Source organism: Bacillus sp. COPE52, from assembly GCF_003355115.1.
Lineage (GTDB): Bacteria > Bacillota > Bacilli > Bacillales > Bacillaceae_G > Bacillus_A > Bacillus_A toyonensis.
Genome location: NZ_CP031292.1, coordinates 283,132 through 298,516 on the forward strand (window position 1 = coordinate 283,132; position 15,385 = coordinate 298,516).

Sequence of the window (15,385 nt, forward strand, 5' to 3'; positions counted from 1 at the left end):
GAAAATCCATATGCAATTTTCACATAGAGACTTCCTCAAAATATGTTGGATTATGTATTGTAATTTTCTTATCCAGAATCGTAACAATACTATCGTTTTTTAATTGTTTTAATACGCCGCTAACCGTCTCTCGAGACGTACCAGATATTTTCGATATTTCAATTGTTGTAAGTGGGCAGGAAATTACAATCGTTTCGCCACTCTGTTCTCCTAAATCTTGCATTAAATAATTTAATGTTTGAATGACTCGATCTTGTGCATTAGGAATTGTAATGTTTTGCACTCGATTTTCGTTTAGTTTTAATATTGATGATAATTGCTGAACAACGTACATTAATTGCGTCCTACTAGATTTCACCATATCTTCAAAAATTACTGTCGGAATATAATATACCTCTACATCTGTCATCGCTTCTGCCGTATAGTTATATCCTCTGTCTGTAAACATACCACCATAAGGAAAAATAGAATACCGCTTTACATAGTCATCATATAATAAATTTCCACTTTGATTTACCCGCTCTAACTTTACAAAACCATCTAACATGAAGTAAATTCTTTCTCTTGAATCCCCTTCTAAAAATAAAAATTGACCCTTTTTATAAGTTCGCCAATAGACAAACTCCGTCAAACCTTTCAATTTCTTTTCTGTTAAATGAGCAAATAATTCAAATTGCTTTAAATCTTTAACTACGTTCCGTCTATTCATAAGATTCCCTCTCTCTTGCTGTATGTTGGAGCGAAAAATCAAGAAAGCGTATTCAAATTTAATTTTATCATAACTAACTTATATATTCAGATTTCATCATGAAAACTTTATGAACAATGAGTACAAAAAATATTAATACATAAAAAGAATGAAGTTACTAACTCCATTCTTTTTTACTAATAAATAGCGTACATAATTATTTAAACATACATGCATACATTCTGTTTAGAAATAATAGTACCAGCTTTTTCTTCTAGTGCTTCATATACTTTTTCTAAAGACGTAATAATTGTTTTTCTTTTTGGATTTGTATTAACAAAATTAATAGCAGCTTCAATTTTTGGAAGCATACTTCCCGCAGCAAATTGTTGTTCTTCCATGTATTCTTCTAATTGATTCACTGTGACATGCTCTAATTTCTTTTGATTCAGTTGATTATAATTTACATACACATGATCAACTGCAGTTAAAATTACGAGCGTATCGGCATCTACTAATTCAGCTAATTTCTGCGCAGCGAAATCTTTATCGATAACCGCTTCAGTTCCTTTTAACCCTTCTTCAGAATCAATTACTGGAATTCCACCACCACCAACAGCTATCACTATATTTCCATCCTCAACTAAAGAATTAATTACTTTATGTTCATGAATACTTACAGGCTTCGGTGATGGAACAACACGTCTCCACCCTCTGCCAGCATCTTCTTTAAACACTGCTTTTGTTTTTTCCATTAATCTTCTGGCCTCTTCTTCTGTATAAAAAGGACCAATTGGTTTAGTTGGATTTTTAAATGCCTCATCTTTTTCATCCACGACAACGCGTGTTATAACCGTTGCTACGTCTTTTTTTATATTCCTTTTTTTCAATGCCTTTTCAATCGCATTTTCCATCCAATATCCAATCATCCCTTGGCTCATTGCACCACAAGTATCTAATGGCATTGCAGGTGTCTTTTCCGTTTCTGCAGCTTTTTGCTGTAATAAAATATTTCCCACTTGTGGACCATTTCCATGCGCAATTACTATATCTACATCATTTTCCATTATTTTCACAAGTTGTTCCGCTGTTTTTTCTAACGCTTCTTGCTGTGCTCCCGCAGTAGCTTTTCCAGACTGTATCGCATTTCCCCCTAGTGCAACTACAATTTTTCTTCGTGCCATATTTCAGCCCTCCAGTTGATTTCGATTTCACAACGCTTTATAAAGTAATATTGCCTGTAATTAATCCATAAATCGCAAAGAATGCTAAAGCACCAATTGCTACCGATGATGCTAATTCCACTCGAGTAAATATTTGCTTCGAACTCTTTTGCCTTTGAACATTGTAAAAAATAAAAATACCTGGCGCATATAAAGTCATTGTTAATAATAAATACTCTAAACCAGCTGCATAAACTAACCACACACCGTACATACTTGCTATCAAACCAATTATTATATTTTTATTTCGATCCGCTTCTTCAGACTTTAAGCTATGCTTCAGTTGATAAAATGCTGAAAAAGCATATGGGATTAAAATAGCTGAAGATGCTAATGAGAATGCAAAGTTATACGCCTGATCGGAAACGACGAATGTTAATAAGAACATTTGAATTAAGCCATTTGTTATCCATAATGAATTTATTGGAGCTTTATTTTTATTTTCTTTTGCAAACCATTTTGGAAATACTCCGTCTTTAGCCGCCAAATACGGAATTTCAGATGCGAGTAAAGTCCAACCTAACCAAGCACCTAATACAGAGATAACTAAACCTAAATTAATAAAGATAGCACCCCATTTTCCAACAACACTTTCAAATAAATAAGCCATAGACGGATTTTTTAAATTAGCAATATCTGCTTGCTGCATAAGTCCAAGAGACAGTAATGTAATTAAAATGTAAATGATGAGTGTACCAATTAAGCCAATAACCGTTGCTTTCCCTACATCACTTCTATTTTTTGCTCGACTTGATAAAACAACAGCCCCTTCTACCCCAATGAACACCCATAAAGTTACAAGCATTGTACTTTTAACTTGGCTGCCAACTGCTCCCCATGAAAAAGAACCAGTTTGTCCCCAAAATCCATCTAGGAACGTATCAATATGAAACGCGAAGATTCCTATAACAATAAATACAAATACAGGTACTAATTTTGCGATTGTAGTTACTAAATTCACAAGTGCTGCTGATTGAACTCCACGTAAAATTAACATGTGAACACACCATAATAATACGCTTGCACCAATAATGGATGCTACATTTTGACCGCCCTCAAAGATTGGGAAGAAATACCCTAATGAAGAAAACAATAATGTGCCGTAAGCTACATTACCAAGCCAGGCAGATAGCCAATATCCCCACGCACTATTAAATCCCATAAAATTCCCAAATCCTGCTTTTGCATAACTAAAAATACCACCATCTAAATCTGGCCGTTTTACAGTTAGATTTTGAAAAGATAATCCAAGCGCAATCATCCCAATTCCTGTTATAACCCAACCAATAATAATGGCTCCAGCACCAGCACCTTTTGCCATATCACTTGCTAAATTAAATGCTCCACCGCCAATCATAGACCCCACTACAAGCGCCGTTAATGTAAACAACCCTAATTTCTTATCTTCACCCATTCCACTCACCTCTCTTTAATTGCAATAACAATACGAAAGCAATAGTGAATGATAGTGTCTAAAGGAGGAGAAAGAAGAAAGGAAGACTCCCTTTCTTCTTTACTCCATGTTTCCTAAAGTAGCTGCCATAACCGCTTTAATTGTATGCATTCTATTTTCAGCCTGATCAAATACTTTTGAATGTTTACTGCGGAATACTTCGTCAGTTACCTCCATTTCTCTCAGTCCATATTTCTCATAAACTTCCTCACCATACATCGTTTCAACATCATGGAATGCGGGTAAACAATGCAAGAAAATCACGTTTTCATTCCCTGTTTCTTTAATCATTTTCATATTTACTTGATAAGGTTTCAATAACTCGACACGTTCAGCAAATTTTTCTTCTTCTCCCATAGACACCCATACATCTGTATAAATTACATCTGCATTCGCAACAGCTTCTTCCACATTACTTGTTATCATTACCTGTTCATTATATTTTTTTGCTAAATCAATTACTTCTTGTTCTGGCCATAAAGATTCCGGTGTACAAATACGTACATCCATTCCAACAATTGCTCCACCAACTAGTAAGCTATTAGCAACATTATTTCGTCCATCTCCAACGTAAACAAGCTTCACATTTTTTAATTTCCCTACATGTTCTCTAATTGTTAATAAATCTGCAAGTGTTTGTGTTGGATGCCACATATCTGTTAATCCATTCCAAACCGGTACACCAGAATTTTGTGCTAAAGATTCTACAGTTTCATGATTAAATCCACGAAACTCAATTCCGTCAAACATACGTCCTAACACTTTTGCTGTATCCTCTACGGATTCTTTTTTTCCAAGCTGAATATCACCTTTCCCTAAATATTCAGGGTTCGCACCTAAATCTGTACATGCTACTGTAAATGCACATCGCGTGCGAGTAGAGGTTTTTTCAAATAATAGCGCTACATTTTTACCTTCTAAATAATGATGTGGGACACCGTTTTTCTTTTTCTCTTTTAATTCTGCTGCTAAATCTAGAAAATATAATAATTCTTCTTGTGTAAAATCTTTTTCAGCTAGAAAACTTCTTCCTTTTAAATTTGGTCTAGTCATTAACATACTTCATCCCTACTTTCTCCGTTATTTATACTAAATATCTTTACGAACAATTGGCATACTCATGCAACGTGGACCCCCACGCCCACGAGATAATTCCGAACTTAGCACCTCAATGACTTCTATACCGTGTTCCCGTAATAACGTATTGGATACATAGTTGCGATCATATGTAACAACTACACCTGGCGCAATTGCTAATGTATTAGAACCATCATTCCATTGTTCGCGAGCGGAAGCAATTGCATCTCCTCCTCCACAAGGAATAAGAACTAATTCACTTAAACCTAATACCTCTTTTAATGCTTCCATTAAAGAAGTGCGATGTGTAATTTTAAGAGTTTCCACATCTGGACCTTTTTCTAAAATATAAATATTCATATTTCCTTTTGGCCCTTGAATGGCTGGGTGAATTGTAAACTTGTCATAATCAACCATTGTAAACACTGTATCTAAATGCATAAATGCTCGGCATTTTGGAATTTCTATTGCTAACACTTTCTTAATTTTATTTTGTCGACTAAAAAGATTTTTAGCTAAACGTTCAATTGCTTTAGCTGACGTACGGGCAGATACTCCAATTGCAATTGTTTCTTCATTTAAAATTAGCTCATCGCCACCTTCAATTGGAAACTTATAATCACGATCTAGCCAAATTGGCACATTGTGATTTGCAAATCTTGGATGATATTTAATGATGTACTCCATGAATAATGATTCACGTCTACGCGCCGGTTCTCTCATCTTATTTATCGTTAATCCATCGCCCACGCTAGCTGCTGGATCACGAGTAAAATATAAATTAGGCATTGGGTCTAAGTAAAACGGATAATGATCTTCCATTAATTCATATAAATGTGTCTTCTTACTTGTTTCAATCTCGTTTTTCCGTACACCACCCATAATTTTTTGAATTAATTCTTCATTTGAAAAGGAAAGTAAATATTCTTTTAAAGTTTGATGTGCAACATTTACGTCAGCCTGTCCTTCTTCTAAAATACGATCAACAAATTCTTCTCGAAGTTTTTTATCTACTAATGCCTCAGCAGCTAGTTTTTCTAAATAAAGAACTTCAACACCCCGATTGCGTAATGTTTGTGCAAAATAATCATGCTCTTTTTGAATAATTGGTAAGTATGGAATATCGTCAAATAATAATTGTTGCAAATAATCTGGCGTTAAGTTTTCCACTTCTTTACCAGGTCGTTTTAATAAAACTGTTTGTAATTCCCCAATCTCTGAAGTAACATGTATCGGATGCTTCATTTGTTGTACCTCCTTTTAAATATGTTTGATGTCTTACAAGTACATAATAAATGCTACGCGCCTTCATCTTTGTGAAAGTATCCACATTATCATTGTGAAATATTAAACAAGTTATTTTTTTAAAATCATATGAATTTGTATTTTTATAACACTTCATCCCGATTTTTCAATAAAAAAATACATATATTACGCATATATGTTGAATATTTAACTTCCGTATTTAAACAAAAATCCTGTTTTTAATTTTTATTAAAAACAGGATTTTGCATCTAAATAATTAAATTTAACCTTTCTTCTAAAATCTCCCTATCTGATTTTGACTGAGAAATGATAAGGCATGTATCATTTCCACATACACATCCTATTTTTTCTTTCCAATCTAGCTCATCAAACAAAACACCAATAACATGTGCATTACCGGGTAATGTTTTAATAACCATTAATTGATCTACACAATCAATTTTTACAACAACCTCTCGTAATTTTTTCTTTAACTTTATATCAGTTTGTAAATGCTCTTCTGAGAAAAATTTATATATCATTAATCCTTCTTGAGAAGGTACCTTCGTTAAATTTAACTCACGAATATCTCGAGAAACTGTAGCTTGTGTTACTAATACATCTTTTTTTGCTAACAATTCTACTAATCTTTCTTGCTTCTCTATTTCATACTCCTTTACAAATTGTTTAATTAATCGTTGTCTTTTTTCTTTTTTCATAAAAGACACCCCTTTTAATATTATAGCTCGCTATAATTTTCATCCGAAAGGGACAGAAAAGAATGTTGCGGAAACGTTCATAGTTTATACTTTTTAACTGTAGATATTAAATCTAGCTAAAAAAAAAGAAGAACAGCATTCTGTTCTTCTCTTTTACATTGAAAACCGTTCAATTGTTTGTTTTAAATCCGCTGATTGCTTCTCTAAGTCTTTTAATAATTGATCGATTGCTATCATATTTTTAGACTGCTGCAACGTCACACGTGCCACTTCTTGTGAACCAGCTGACGTTTCTTCCGCAATTGCTGCTACAGCCTTTGTTTGTGCTCCTGTTTGATGAATGTGATTCACTTGTTCATTCATATAACTACTAATTTGCTTAGTTGCATCGGCTACTTCCATAACACTTGATGACATTTCTTTTAAAATTAATTCTGTAGCTTCTCCGCGTTTCGCCTCTTCTTTAGCTGTCTTCACCTGCTCTGTCATTTTCAATGCGACTTGCTGTACTTCATCTTGCATATTCCGTAATAACTGCGATATGTTTCTTGCGGAATGATCACTTTCATCAGCAAGTTTACGTACTTCTTCTGCTACAACCGCAAAGCCCCTTCCATGCTCCCCTGCACGAGCTGCCTCAATAGAAGCGTTGAGTGCTAATAAATTTGTTTGGCTAGCAATCTCACTCACAACAGAAACAATGTGTTCAACTTGTTTCATTCGCTCTTCTAATTTCTGTACATTTTCCATCGAATCTTCATTTTCTCTCGCCAATGTTTGAATACCTTGAATTAAAGAAGTAAAGACACGTGTACTTTGTCCTAAAGCTTGAACCATTTCTGAAGACAACTCGTCAGACTGTTTTGCTTTTCCTTCTACTTCATTTGCAATAGAAGTCGTTGTATCAACAGTAGAAACGATCGCTTGAATCGATGCTGCTGATTGCTCGGCACCGGAAGAAATCTCCGCAAGGGTTTCAGACACACCTTGTGCTTGCTTTGTCGCTTCACCTGTTTGTTTTCTAATTTGCTGAACTTGATTATTTGTATACGAAAATGTAGTATCGATATTTTTTACCATGCCCCTTAAGTTCCCTAGCATCATATTAAATGCAACACTTAAAGATTTTATCTCATCATCGGTCTTTGGCAATGGGACATCTTCACGAATATCACCTTCAGCCGCTTTCCTTGCTGCTTCTTCCAACTTTCGAAGTGGTTTAATTAAAAATATTGCTGCCCCATACGCTAAAATTCCAGACCATACTACACCTAATAACATAACGATAATATTATAAACAGTTTGACTTACATAACTTTGAAAATAATCATATATAACGTAAATGAAAATTAAACTTGTTGAATATGTAATGAAAGCTAGAATTGTAGTAAATAACATAAGCTGTATACGCAAGCCAAAGGAAAATGTTTTTCTTTCTTTTCCCATCTCTTCTTTCCCCCTTCTTATAAGCAATATAAGTACTACCTATATATTATTATCCATATTTTCGTTATAGAAAGATATAGGGATTTTAAAAATCATTATTTCTTTGAATATTAAATCCCCTGAAAAAAATAAAGGATTCTGACAATTTATGACTAATAACAGAAATAAGGGGCAACATTTGTAAAATATATTTTTGACTGGGGGTTTTGTATGATTCAAGTTCGAAATCTAGTAAAATCATTTGGCTCACTTGATGTTTTAAAAGGAATTGATTTAGAAGTAAAAGAAAAAGAAGTTGTTGTTTTAATCGGTGCCAGTGGTTCCGGCAAAAGTACATTACTTCGTTGTCTTAACTTTTTAGAAATGTACGATGAAGGTGAAATTCACTTACAAGGTGAACGAATTGATCCAAAGCATTCAAATTTAAACAAAGTCCGTGAAAATGTCGGTATGGTTTTTCAACACTTTAACCTCTTTCCTCATATGACCTCACTAGAAAACATCATAGAAGCACCTATTCACGTAAAAAAATTGGAAACAGCAGACGCGAAGGACGTTGGGAATCAACTCCTACAAAAAGTCGGCCTACAAGATAAGGCGGATGTAACTCCTCACCTACTTTCAGGTGGTCAAAAACAACGCATTGCGATTGCACGAGCTCTTGCTATGAATCCTAAAATTATGCTATTTGATGAACCTACCTCAGCCTTAGACCCTGAACTCGTTGGAGAAGTATTGCAAGTTATGAAAGAACTTGCTGAAGAAGGAATGACAATGGTTATTGTTACTCATGAAATGAATTTCGCAAGAGATGTAGCTGATCGCGTCATCTTTATGGATGACGGAAAAATTGTAGAGGATGCTCCGCCAGCGCAATTCTTTTCAGCCCCATCACATGAACGAGCAAAACAGTTTTTACGTAACGTTTTATAATGTAACTTCTATTTCAAACGTAAAGAAATACATTTATACGGTGCACAACTAATTGTCCAAATAAAATATCTCGATAACATACTTAAAACCATCCGTATGATCAATATATAGGAGGGGTCTTATGAAAAGAAAACTATTAACCATTGTTGCGAGTATTACACTATGTACATCATTCATACTGGGAGCCTGTAGTAAGGAAAGCTCGACTACTTCATCAAATGGTGAAAAGGAATTTCGTTATGCGATGAGTGGATTATACAAACCTTTTAACTATAAAGAAAATGACGGAAAACTTGCCGGATTTGATGTAGAAATAGGTGAGGCGCTCGCGAAAAAGATGGGAATGAAACCCGCTCCTATTACAAATCCGTGGGAAACGCTAATTCAAGGTCTACAATCAAAAAAATATGATGCAATCTTAGGAAGTATGGCCATTACAGAAGAACGATTAAAAGCTGTTAGTTTCTCAAACCCATATTATCGCTCTGGTGCCCAGATTTTCGTAGCTAAAAAGAATACATCTATCTCTTCTCCAGAAGATTTGAAAGGAAAGAAAATTGGTGTTGTAAAAGCTAGTACCTTTAAAACTCTTGTTTCAAAACATACAGATCAAATTACGGAATACGATAGTGATATTACCGCTCTTATGGACTTAGAGCCTGGGCGTGTGGACGCAGTAATCACTGATCAAATGGTTGGTCTTCGAATGATTAAAGAAGGTAAATCAAATATAAAAGAAGCTGGAAAACCATTAAATCTTGATGAAATGGGAATTGCTATTCGCAAAGATGATAAAGAAATGGTTAAGAAAGTAAATAAGGCTTTAGATGAAATCATTAAAGATGGTACGTACGAAAAGATTAGTAAAAAATGGTTTGGTCGTAATATTCTTGGAGAAGAGGCAAAAACGAAGTAAGTTAACTATTCAAAGATTCCATAAATCATGCCCCACTTTTTATGTGGGGTATTTCATTCCCTACTAAAATCTATACACTATGAGGTGAAACGCATGTTTGAAATTTTTATCTCTACCTACCCCACACTCTTAAAAGCTACTATTGTCACATTACAATTAACATTAACTTCCCTAGTACTCGGCTCATTAATTGGATTACTATTCGCTTTCTTTCGAATCTCTAACAATAAAGTTCTAAATAGTATCGCTCATGTCTACATCGCCATTATTCGTGGTACACCTTTAATTGTTCAAATCGCAATTCTCTATTTTGGTATTACATCTGTTGTTGTGTTCACCCCTTTTTGGGCAGGAGCAATTGCTTTAGCAATTCATAACGGTGCATATATTACCGAAATTTTCCGTGGATCCATTCAATCCGTTGACCGTGGACAATTAGAAGCTGCTCGCTCTTTAGGCATGCCTTATCCTTTGGCGATGCGCCGAATTATATTACCACAAGCATTTCGTCTATCTCTTCCTCCTCTAGGTAATCAATTTATTATTGGATTGAAAGATTCCTCACTTGTTGCTTACGTAGGACTGTCCGAATTATGGGGATCGGGTTTATCAATTGCCGCAAGTAACTTCCAACAATTAGATACATATGTAATCGTTGGTTTATATTATCTCGTACTCGTTCTCCTATTTACTTATTTTGTTAACCTTTTAGAAAAACGATTACAGCGCAAAGAGACAAACTCTATCCAAGTCCATACAAAGAATAAAAAAGAAGTTTCTTTATAAAAAAAAGCAAGCCTGAGATGGCTTGCTTTTTCACTGCAAAATATATCAACTTTTACTGATTTACTTTTTTAATATTCTCTTTTTCTTCTATATGTTCCTCACGATATGAAATATTATGAGGGTCTAATCCATTTCCTAAAGAACCGTAGAAATGTTCTCTATGCGGATCAACTAATTCACTTCCATGATAATACACACGTGGTGTATTCCAAAGTGCTGCCAATGCTTTTGTCATCGGCATTTCGTGATAGCGTTCCGGCCACATTTCTTTAATCTTCTCTTTTACTAACGGATAGTATTTAGAGCTCATAGCAGGGAACAGATGATGTTCTGTATGATACGAGAAATTGAAATGTAAAACGTCTACCCAGCGCGGCACTGTTACTGATAAACAGTTTGCTAACGGATCATTTACTGGAACAATTGGATTTAAGCGGTGATTTGTTGCGATATATGCCATTACAATAAAGTTAGCAATTAACAACGGAATTACATATGCAAATAACCATTTTCCAGGTCCCATAATAAATAATAAACTAATCCAAACTGTCCAAGGCAAAAGAAGTTGAAGCCATACAGATTTTTGATTCGATGACTTAAATTCTTTTATAAAATGAAAGAACATTCGAGTCGAATGCAATGTAAATTGAATTGTTAGTGACAGAAAACTAAAGAATGAACGTACATGTAAAGGCATACGATATACCCAACTCAAAAACTTACTCTTCTTAAGTTTCTCAAGTGTCGGCCATGCATCCGGATCATTCTCTTCATGCTGTGTATGAACATGATGCGTTGCATTATGCCACTTTCTCCAAAGCTTTGGTCCTGTTGATAATGGCATAAATGCAATCGCGCCTAAGAAGTCACGAAGCCATGCCTTTCTTACAACAGTTCCATGTAAAATTTCATGCCCTAAAAATCCTAGTGAAGCAAAACATAATCCAAGAACAATCGCAATTCCTAGATTCGCCCACACATTCAATTCAAATACACCAATCGATATTAACCCCGCCAATGCCACAAGCAAATAAGCCAGTCCACCAAATAAACGAGTAGGCACTGGTTTAAATGCTTTTTTCGGCAAATGTGGTGATACACGTGCTGCATACCACCCAAACGTATGAAGCTCCTTCATCCTTTTGCCCCTTTCTTATGCCGCGCCTTGCGCAACTTACATATATCAATTCTTGCTTCCAGATTGATTTTACTAGATGATCCAAAAAGCATCTATTATAAGGAAAATATACTCACTCTATCGTCACTTATTTTTCGCTTTTATTATCAATGAAAAACATTTCTCTTTTTACTCTCTATCAACCTTTCCACATGATGAATCATAACAATAGAATTTCTATATTGTCAACAACTTTTATGACCTAGTAATAAAAGTTGGTTATATTTTTATAATCATACTTTATTTCACTAAAGAAAATGTATAGATTCCATAAGGATTCACCTACTATATATAGACATTTTCTTAAACGCCATAGACTCTATCTCATTCAATAACTCTCTATGTAATCAACAAACAGAATCACTTAAATTTAGTTTTATATAAATCCTACTTCTTCATAATGCCCCACCTAATTAATTATATCAAAATAATTTATAACCTCTTTTAATAAAGATAGACTACTTCTAAAACAATACACATGAATTTCATATAATATGGAAATATTAAAAGGAAAATTGTTCTAAAATTAGGAGGTTTCCGCAATGACAAGTGATACATTTCCACAACTGCCGCTATCTTATTGGATTGAATCTACTCAGTTTCCTACTTTCTCTCGTTTATCCGAAAATATAAAGACGAAAGTTGCTATTATCGGTGCTGGTATTACAGGTATTACTACTGCCTATTTACTTGCAAAAGAAGGCATCGACGTTGTTTTAATTGATTCTGGTCGTATTTTAAACGGAACGACTGGGCATACAACAGCAAAAGTAACAGCACAACATGATCTTATTTATGATGAATTAATAAATCATTTCGGTGTAGAAAAGGCCGGGCTTTACTATGAATCAAATAATAAGGCTCTACAATTCATAAATGAAACTGTTCAAACATATAAAATCGACTGTAATTTCTCAAATGAAAATTCATATTTATATACAACTACTGATAACGGATTAAGAAATTTATCGAAAGAATATGAAGCTTATCAAAAATTAAATATACCTTGTGACTATGTTCAATCTCTATCGATTCCTATTCCAGTACAATCTGCACTTGTAATGAAAAATCAAGCGCAATTCCACCCCCTCCTTTATTTGAAAATACTTTTAGAAAAGTTTGTGGAGATGGGAGGAAAGGTCTATGAACAAACAACAGCTATGGATGTGGAAAAAGGAGATTATCCACAAGTAATTACAAAGGAGGGGCATCGCATCACTTGTGAATATATCGTCTCTTGTTCTCACTTTCCTTTTTATGATGCGAATAGCTTTTTCTTTACGCGAATGTACGCAGAACGCTCCTATGCTCTTGCAATAAAAGCAAAAACGGATTATCCAGGTGGCATGTATTTAAGTATTGATGATCCAAAACGCTCCTTACGCTATATAACAAACAATGGAGAAAAGTTGATTTTGATTGGCGGAGAGAGCCATAAAACGGGACAGGGAATAAATACGATGCTTCATTATGAAGCACTCTATTCTTTTGCTGAAGCAACTTTTGGAGTAGATGAAGTTCCCTATAGATGGTCAGCGCAAGATTTGATTACGCTAGACAAGCTCCCTTATATCGGACATATTAACGAAAGCAATCCAAATATATTTGTTGCAACTGGATATCGCAAATGGGGAATGACAACTGGAACTGCTGCAGCTCATTTACTGAAGGATTCCATACTAAAAGTCCACAGCCCATATAAAGAGCTGTTTGCACCATCACGGTTTCATGCAAATCCAGATATAAAAACATTCCTTTCTCAAAACATTGATGTTGCTAAACATTTAATTGAAGGGAAACTTGAAACTGCATTACGTAAACCAGAGGATCTTGAAGTTGGCGAAGGATCCGTTGTACATGTCAACGGTAAACGAGCAGGTGCTTATAAAGATAAAGAAGGAAAACTACATATCGTCGATACGACTTGTACACACCTCGGCTGTGAAGTTGAATGGAATAACGGTGATTGTACTTGGGATTGTCCTTGCCACGGTTCTCGTTTTTCCATTGATGGCGATGTTATGGAAGGGCCAGCAGATCAACCATTAAAACGAGTTGATAACGAATAAAAAAACAAAGAAGTTCAACAAGAATCCTGTTGAACTTCTTTGTTTTTCATGACACCTTTTCATATAAATTTCGACATAAGAAGGGAAATATTAACAGTAAATAAAATAATATATTCATCTACAAATAAAAGGGGTGAATACTATGCAACCTTCTGCTCCACCTCATCTAGAATCTACAGAAACTATCTTTTCAAGCTCTATTACAAAACTTGTTGTTTTTATTTGTTGGCTCGCCATTCTAGCTGACGGATATGATTTAGGTATTTACGGTGCCGTTCTGCCAAAGCTTTTAGAAGACAACAGCTGGGCACTATCACCAGCTCAAGCTGGAACAATTGCCAGCTATGCTCTATTTGGGATGTTTATTGGCGCTATTCTAGTCGGAACCATTACAGATTTAATTGGACGAAAGTGGACACTTATATGCTGTTTAGTTCTTTTTTCTATCACAATGGGCTTAGCTGCAATTGCTCCTTCTCCTGAATTATTTGGGCTATCTCGATTTATCGGAGGAATCGGATTAGGCGGTGTTATCCCAACAGCTTCCGCACTTACTGTTGAATATTCACCAAAAAAACGACAATCTTTTATTTATGCTCTTATGTTTACCGGCTATCCTTTAGGTATCGTGTTAGGTGCTATTTTATCCATGTTTATGTTAGAAGATTTCGGATGGAGAATTATGTTTGGCATCGGCATGATTCCGCTACTCCTCATTCCTTTCATTATTCGTTATTTACCTGAGTCCATTCAATTTTTATTGTCGCGGAATCGACAAGAAGAAGTGAACAAAATTCTTAATCGCTTTCAAATTGAATTCCATGTAAAAGATGAAATTTCCGAAGCACCATCTAATATACAAAAGAAAAATGGATTTCTTACGTTATTCTCAAAAGAATACATAAAAGCAACGCTACTTTTTTGGATCACTTATATAATGGGAATGTTTTTAATATACGGTTTAAATACTTGGTTACCACAGATGATGCGTCAGGCAGGATATCCTCTTGGATCTAGTTTATCATTTCTACTTATGCTAAATATTACTGCAGCTATCGGCGCATTATTTGCCGGGGCGATTGCCGATCGTATAGGAGCAAAAATTGTTATTAGCATCTCCTATCTTATGGCAGCCATATGTATTGGACTACTAACAATTAAACCATCTGTTACAATCATTTATCTTTTAATTGGTCTTGCTGGAATTGGATCAGTCGGTATTACTCAAATATTAAATGCTTATGTAACACAATACTTCCCATCACATATACGAGCTACCTCCTTAGGCTGGGGACTTGGACTTGGCCGAGTTGGTGCAATTGCTGGACCTATTCTTGTCGGTATTATTATGACAATGCAATATGACTTAGCATGGAATTTTTACTTATTCTCTTTTGCAGGTCTTATCGCAGCTATATCTGTTTTCTTTATTCCTACAAAATAAAGTGAAACTTTAATCAGTGTTGAAGTGCATCCCCAGCTGATTATTAGTCCACACCAATCAGGCGTTTACGGGCAGTAAGGCTCCCACAAATAGCGGGATAAAAAAAGAGCACAAATTTATGAACTGCACCCCAATTGTTAGACACCGTCTAACAATTGGAGGTGCAGTTTTTCTATGGTTAAATTTACAGCTGATGAAAAAATACACAT

At 34.9% G+C, this 15,385-nt stretch carries 13 protein-coding genes; 5 read left to right on the forward strand and 8 right to left on the reverse strand.

Going from position 1 to position 15,385, the window contains the following annotated elements; genetic code table 11:
• Positions 1-19: 19 nt before the first annotated feature.
• From DPQ31_RS01575 to DPQ31_RS01605, 7 genes are all read right to left on the reverse strand, one after another.
• The gene (locus tag DPQ31_RS01575) at positions 20-709 is read right to left on the reverse strand and encodes a Crp/Fnr family transcriptional regulator (RefSeq protein ID WP_001081910.1); all 690 of its coding nucleotides are present in this window, start codon (positions 707-709) and stop codon (positions 20-22) included.
• 200 nt (positions 710-909) lie between these two features.
• Entirely contained in the window at positions 910-1,872 is a 963-nt protein-coding gene (gene arcC, locus DPQ31_RS01580) for a carbamate kinase (RefSeq protein ID WP_208731480.1), read from the reverse strand.
• A 37-nt stretch (positions 1,873-1,909) separates the two neighbouring features.
• Positions 1,910-3,325, reverse strand: a complete 1,416-nt coding sequence (gene arcD / locus DPQ31_RS01585) for an arginine-ornithine antiporter (RefSeq protein WP_000503404.1) — start codon at positions 3,323-3,325, stop codon at positions 1,910-1,912.
• 99 nt (positions 3,326-3,424) lie between these two features.
• The gene (gene argF, locus DPQ31_RS01590) at positions 3,425-4,423 is read right to left on the reverse strand and encodes an ornithine carbamoyltransferase (RefSeq protein ID WP_000930304.1); all 999 of its coding nucleotides are present in this window, start codon (positions 4,421-4,423) and stop codon (positions 3,425-3,427) included.
• A 30-nt stretch (positions 4,424-4,453) separates the two neighbouring features.
• Positions 4,454-5,686, reverse strand: a complete 1,233-nt coding sequence (gene arcA / locus DPQ31_RS01595; protein WP_000682324.1) for an arginine deiminase — start codon at positions 5,684-5,686, stop codon at positions 4,454-4,456.
• A gap of 269 nt (positions 5,687-5,955) precedes the next feature.
• The gene (gene argR, locus DPQ31_RS01600) at positions 5,956-6,405 is read right to left on the reverse strand and encodes an arginine repressor (RefSeq protein WP_000711836.1); all 450 of its coding nucleotides are present in this window, start codon (positions 6,403-6,405) and stop codon (positions 5,956-5,958) included.
• Positions 6,406-6,558: 153 nt separating this feature from the next.
• A complete protein-coding gene (locus DPQ31_RS01605) occupies positions 6,559-7,851 on the reverse strand; it encodes a methyl-accepting chemotaxis protein (RefSeq protein WP_000514185.1) in 1,293 nt (430 codons plus the stop codon).
• Between the two features lie 210 nt (positions 7,852-8,061).
• Between DPQ31_RS01605 and DPQ31_RS01610 the strand changes: the two genes are divergently transcribed.
• From DPQ31_RS01610 to DPQ31_RS01620, 3 genes are all read left to right on the forward strand, one after another.
• Positions 8,062-8,784, forward strand: coding sequence for an amino acid ABC transporter ATP-binding protein (locus DPQ31_RS01610; RefSeq protein ID WP_208731481.1), 723 nt, complete (start codon positions 8,062-8,064; stop codon positions 8,782-8,784).
• Between the two features lie 121 nt (positions 8,785-8,905).
• A complete protein-coding gene (locus DPQ31_RS01615) occupies positions 8,906-9,700 on the forward strand; it encodes an ABC transporter substrate-binding protein (protein WP_000823745.1) in 795 nt (264 codons plus the stop codon).
• Positions 9,701-9,793: 93 nt separating this feature from the next.
• Positions 9,794-10,486 carry an amino acid ABC transporter permease gene (locus DPQ31_RS01620; RefSeq protein WP_000461553.1) on the forward strand — a complete coding sequence of 231 codons (693 nt, stop codon included), beginning with the start codon at positions 9,794-9,796 and terminating at the stop codon, positions 10,484-10,486.
• Positions 10,487-10,538: 52 nt separating this feature from the next.
• Here the strand turns inward: DPQ31_RS01620 and DPQ31_RS01625 are convergent, their stop codons facing one another.
• Positions 10,539-11,624: a Delta(10) desaturase DesB gene (locus tag DPQ31_RS01625; protein ID WP_098165075.1), complete on the reverse strand. Its 1,086-nt coding sequence runs from the start codon at positions 11,622-11,624 to the stop codon at positions 10,539-10,541.
• A 581-nt stretch (positions 11,625-12,205) separates the two neighbouring features.
• On the opposite strand from DPQ31_RS01625, the gene DPQ31_RS01630 reads away from it, so the two are divergent.
• Both DPQ31_RS01630 and DPQ31_RS01635 read left to right on the forward strand, forming a co-directional pair.
• Positions 12,206-13,732 carry an FAD-dependent oxidoreductase gene (locus DPQ31_RS01630; protein WP_098711080.1) on the forward strand — a complete coding sequence of 509 codons (1,527 nt, stop codon included), beginning with the start codon at positions 12,206-12,208 and terminating at the stop codon, positions 13,730-13,732.
• Positions 13,733-13,874: 142 nt separating this feature from the next.
• Positions 13,875-15,176 (forward strand): MFS transporter, encoded by a 1,302-nt coding sequence (locus DPQ31_RS01635; RefSeq protein WP_098163023.1) that lies wholly within the window; start codon positions 13,875-13,877, stop codon positions 15,174-15,176.
• The last annotated feature ends 209 nt before the right edge of the window (positions 15,177-15,385 follow it).

Excerpts from the sequence above, each read along its gene's own strand:
- DPQ31_RS01635 (WP_098163023.1), top strand. The coding sequence starts at position 13,875 with ATGCAACCTTCTGCTCCACCTCATCTAGAATCTACAGAAACTATCTTT.
- DPQ31_RS01610 (WP_208731481.1), top strand. The coding sequence starts at position 8,062 with ATGATTCAAGTTCGAAATCTAGTAAAATCATTTGGCTCACTTGATGTT.
- DPQ31_RS01575 (WP_001081910.1), bottom strand. The coding sequence starts at position 709 with ATGAATAGACGGAACGTAGTTAAAGATTTAAAGCAATTTGAATTATTT.
- DPQ31_RS01625 (WP_098165075.1), bottom strand. The coding sequence starts at position 11,624 with ATGAAGGAGCTTCATACGTTTGGGTGGTATGCAGCACGTGTATCACCA.
- arcD (WP_000503404.1), bottom strand. The coding sequence starts at position 3,325 with ATGGGTGAAGATAAGAAATTAGGGTTGTTTACATTAACGGCGCTTGTA.
- DPQ31_RS01630 (WP_098711080.1), top strand. The coding sequence starts at position 12,206 with ATGACAAGTGATACATTTCCACAACTGCCGCTATCTTATTGGATTGAA.
- DPQ31_RS01620 (WP_000461553.1), top strand. The coding sequence starts at position 9,794 with ATGTTTGAAATTTTTATCTCTACCTACCCCACACTCTTAAAAGCTACT.
- argF (WP_000930304.1), bottom strand. The coding sequence starts at position 4,423 with ATGTTAATGACTAGACCAAATTTAAAAGGAAGAAGTTTTCTAGCTGAA.
- DPQ31_RS01615 (WP_000823745.1), top strand. The coding sequence starts at position 8,906 with ATGAAAAGAAAACTATTAACCATTGTTGCGAGTATTACACTATGTACA.
- arcA (WP_000682324.1), bottom strand. The coding sequence starts at position 5,686 with ATGAAGCATCCGATACATGTTACTTCAGAGATTGGGGAATTACAAACA.
- argR (WP_000711836.1), bottom strand. The coding sequence starts at position 6,405 with ATGAAAAAAGAAAAAAGACAACGATTAATTAAACAATTTGTAAAGGAG.
- arcC (WP_208731480.1), bottom strand. The coding sequence starts at position 1,872 with ATGGCACGAAGAAAAATTGTAGTTGCACTAGGGGGAAATGCGATACAG.
- DPQ31_RS01605 (WP_000514185.1), bottom strand. The coding sequence starts at position 7,851 with ATGGGAAAAGAAAGAAAAACATTTTCCTTTGGCTTGCGTATACAGCTT.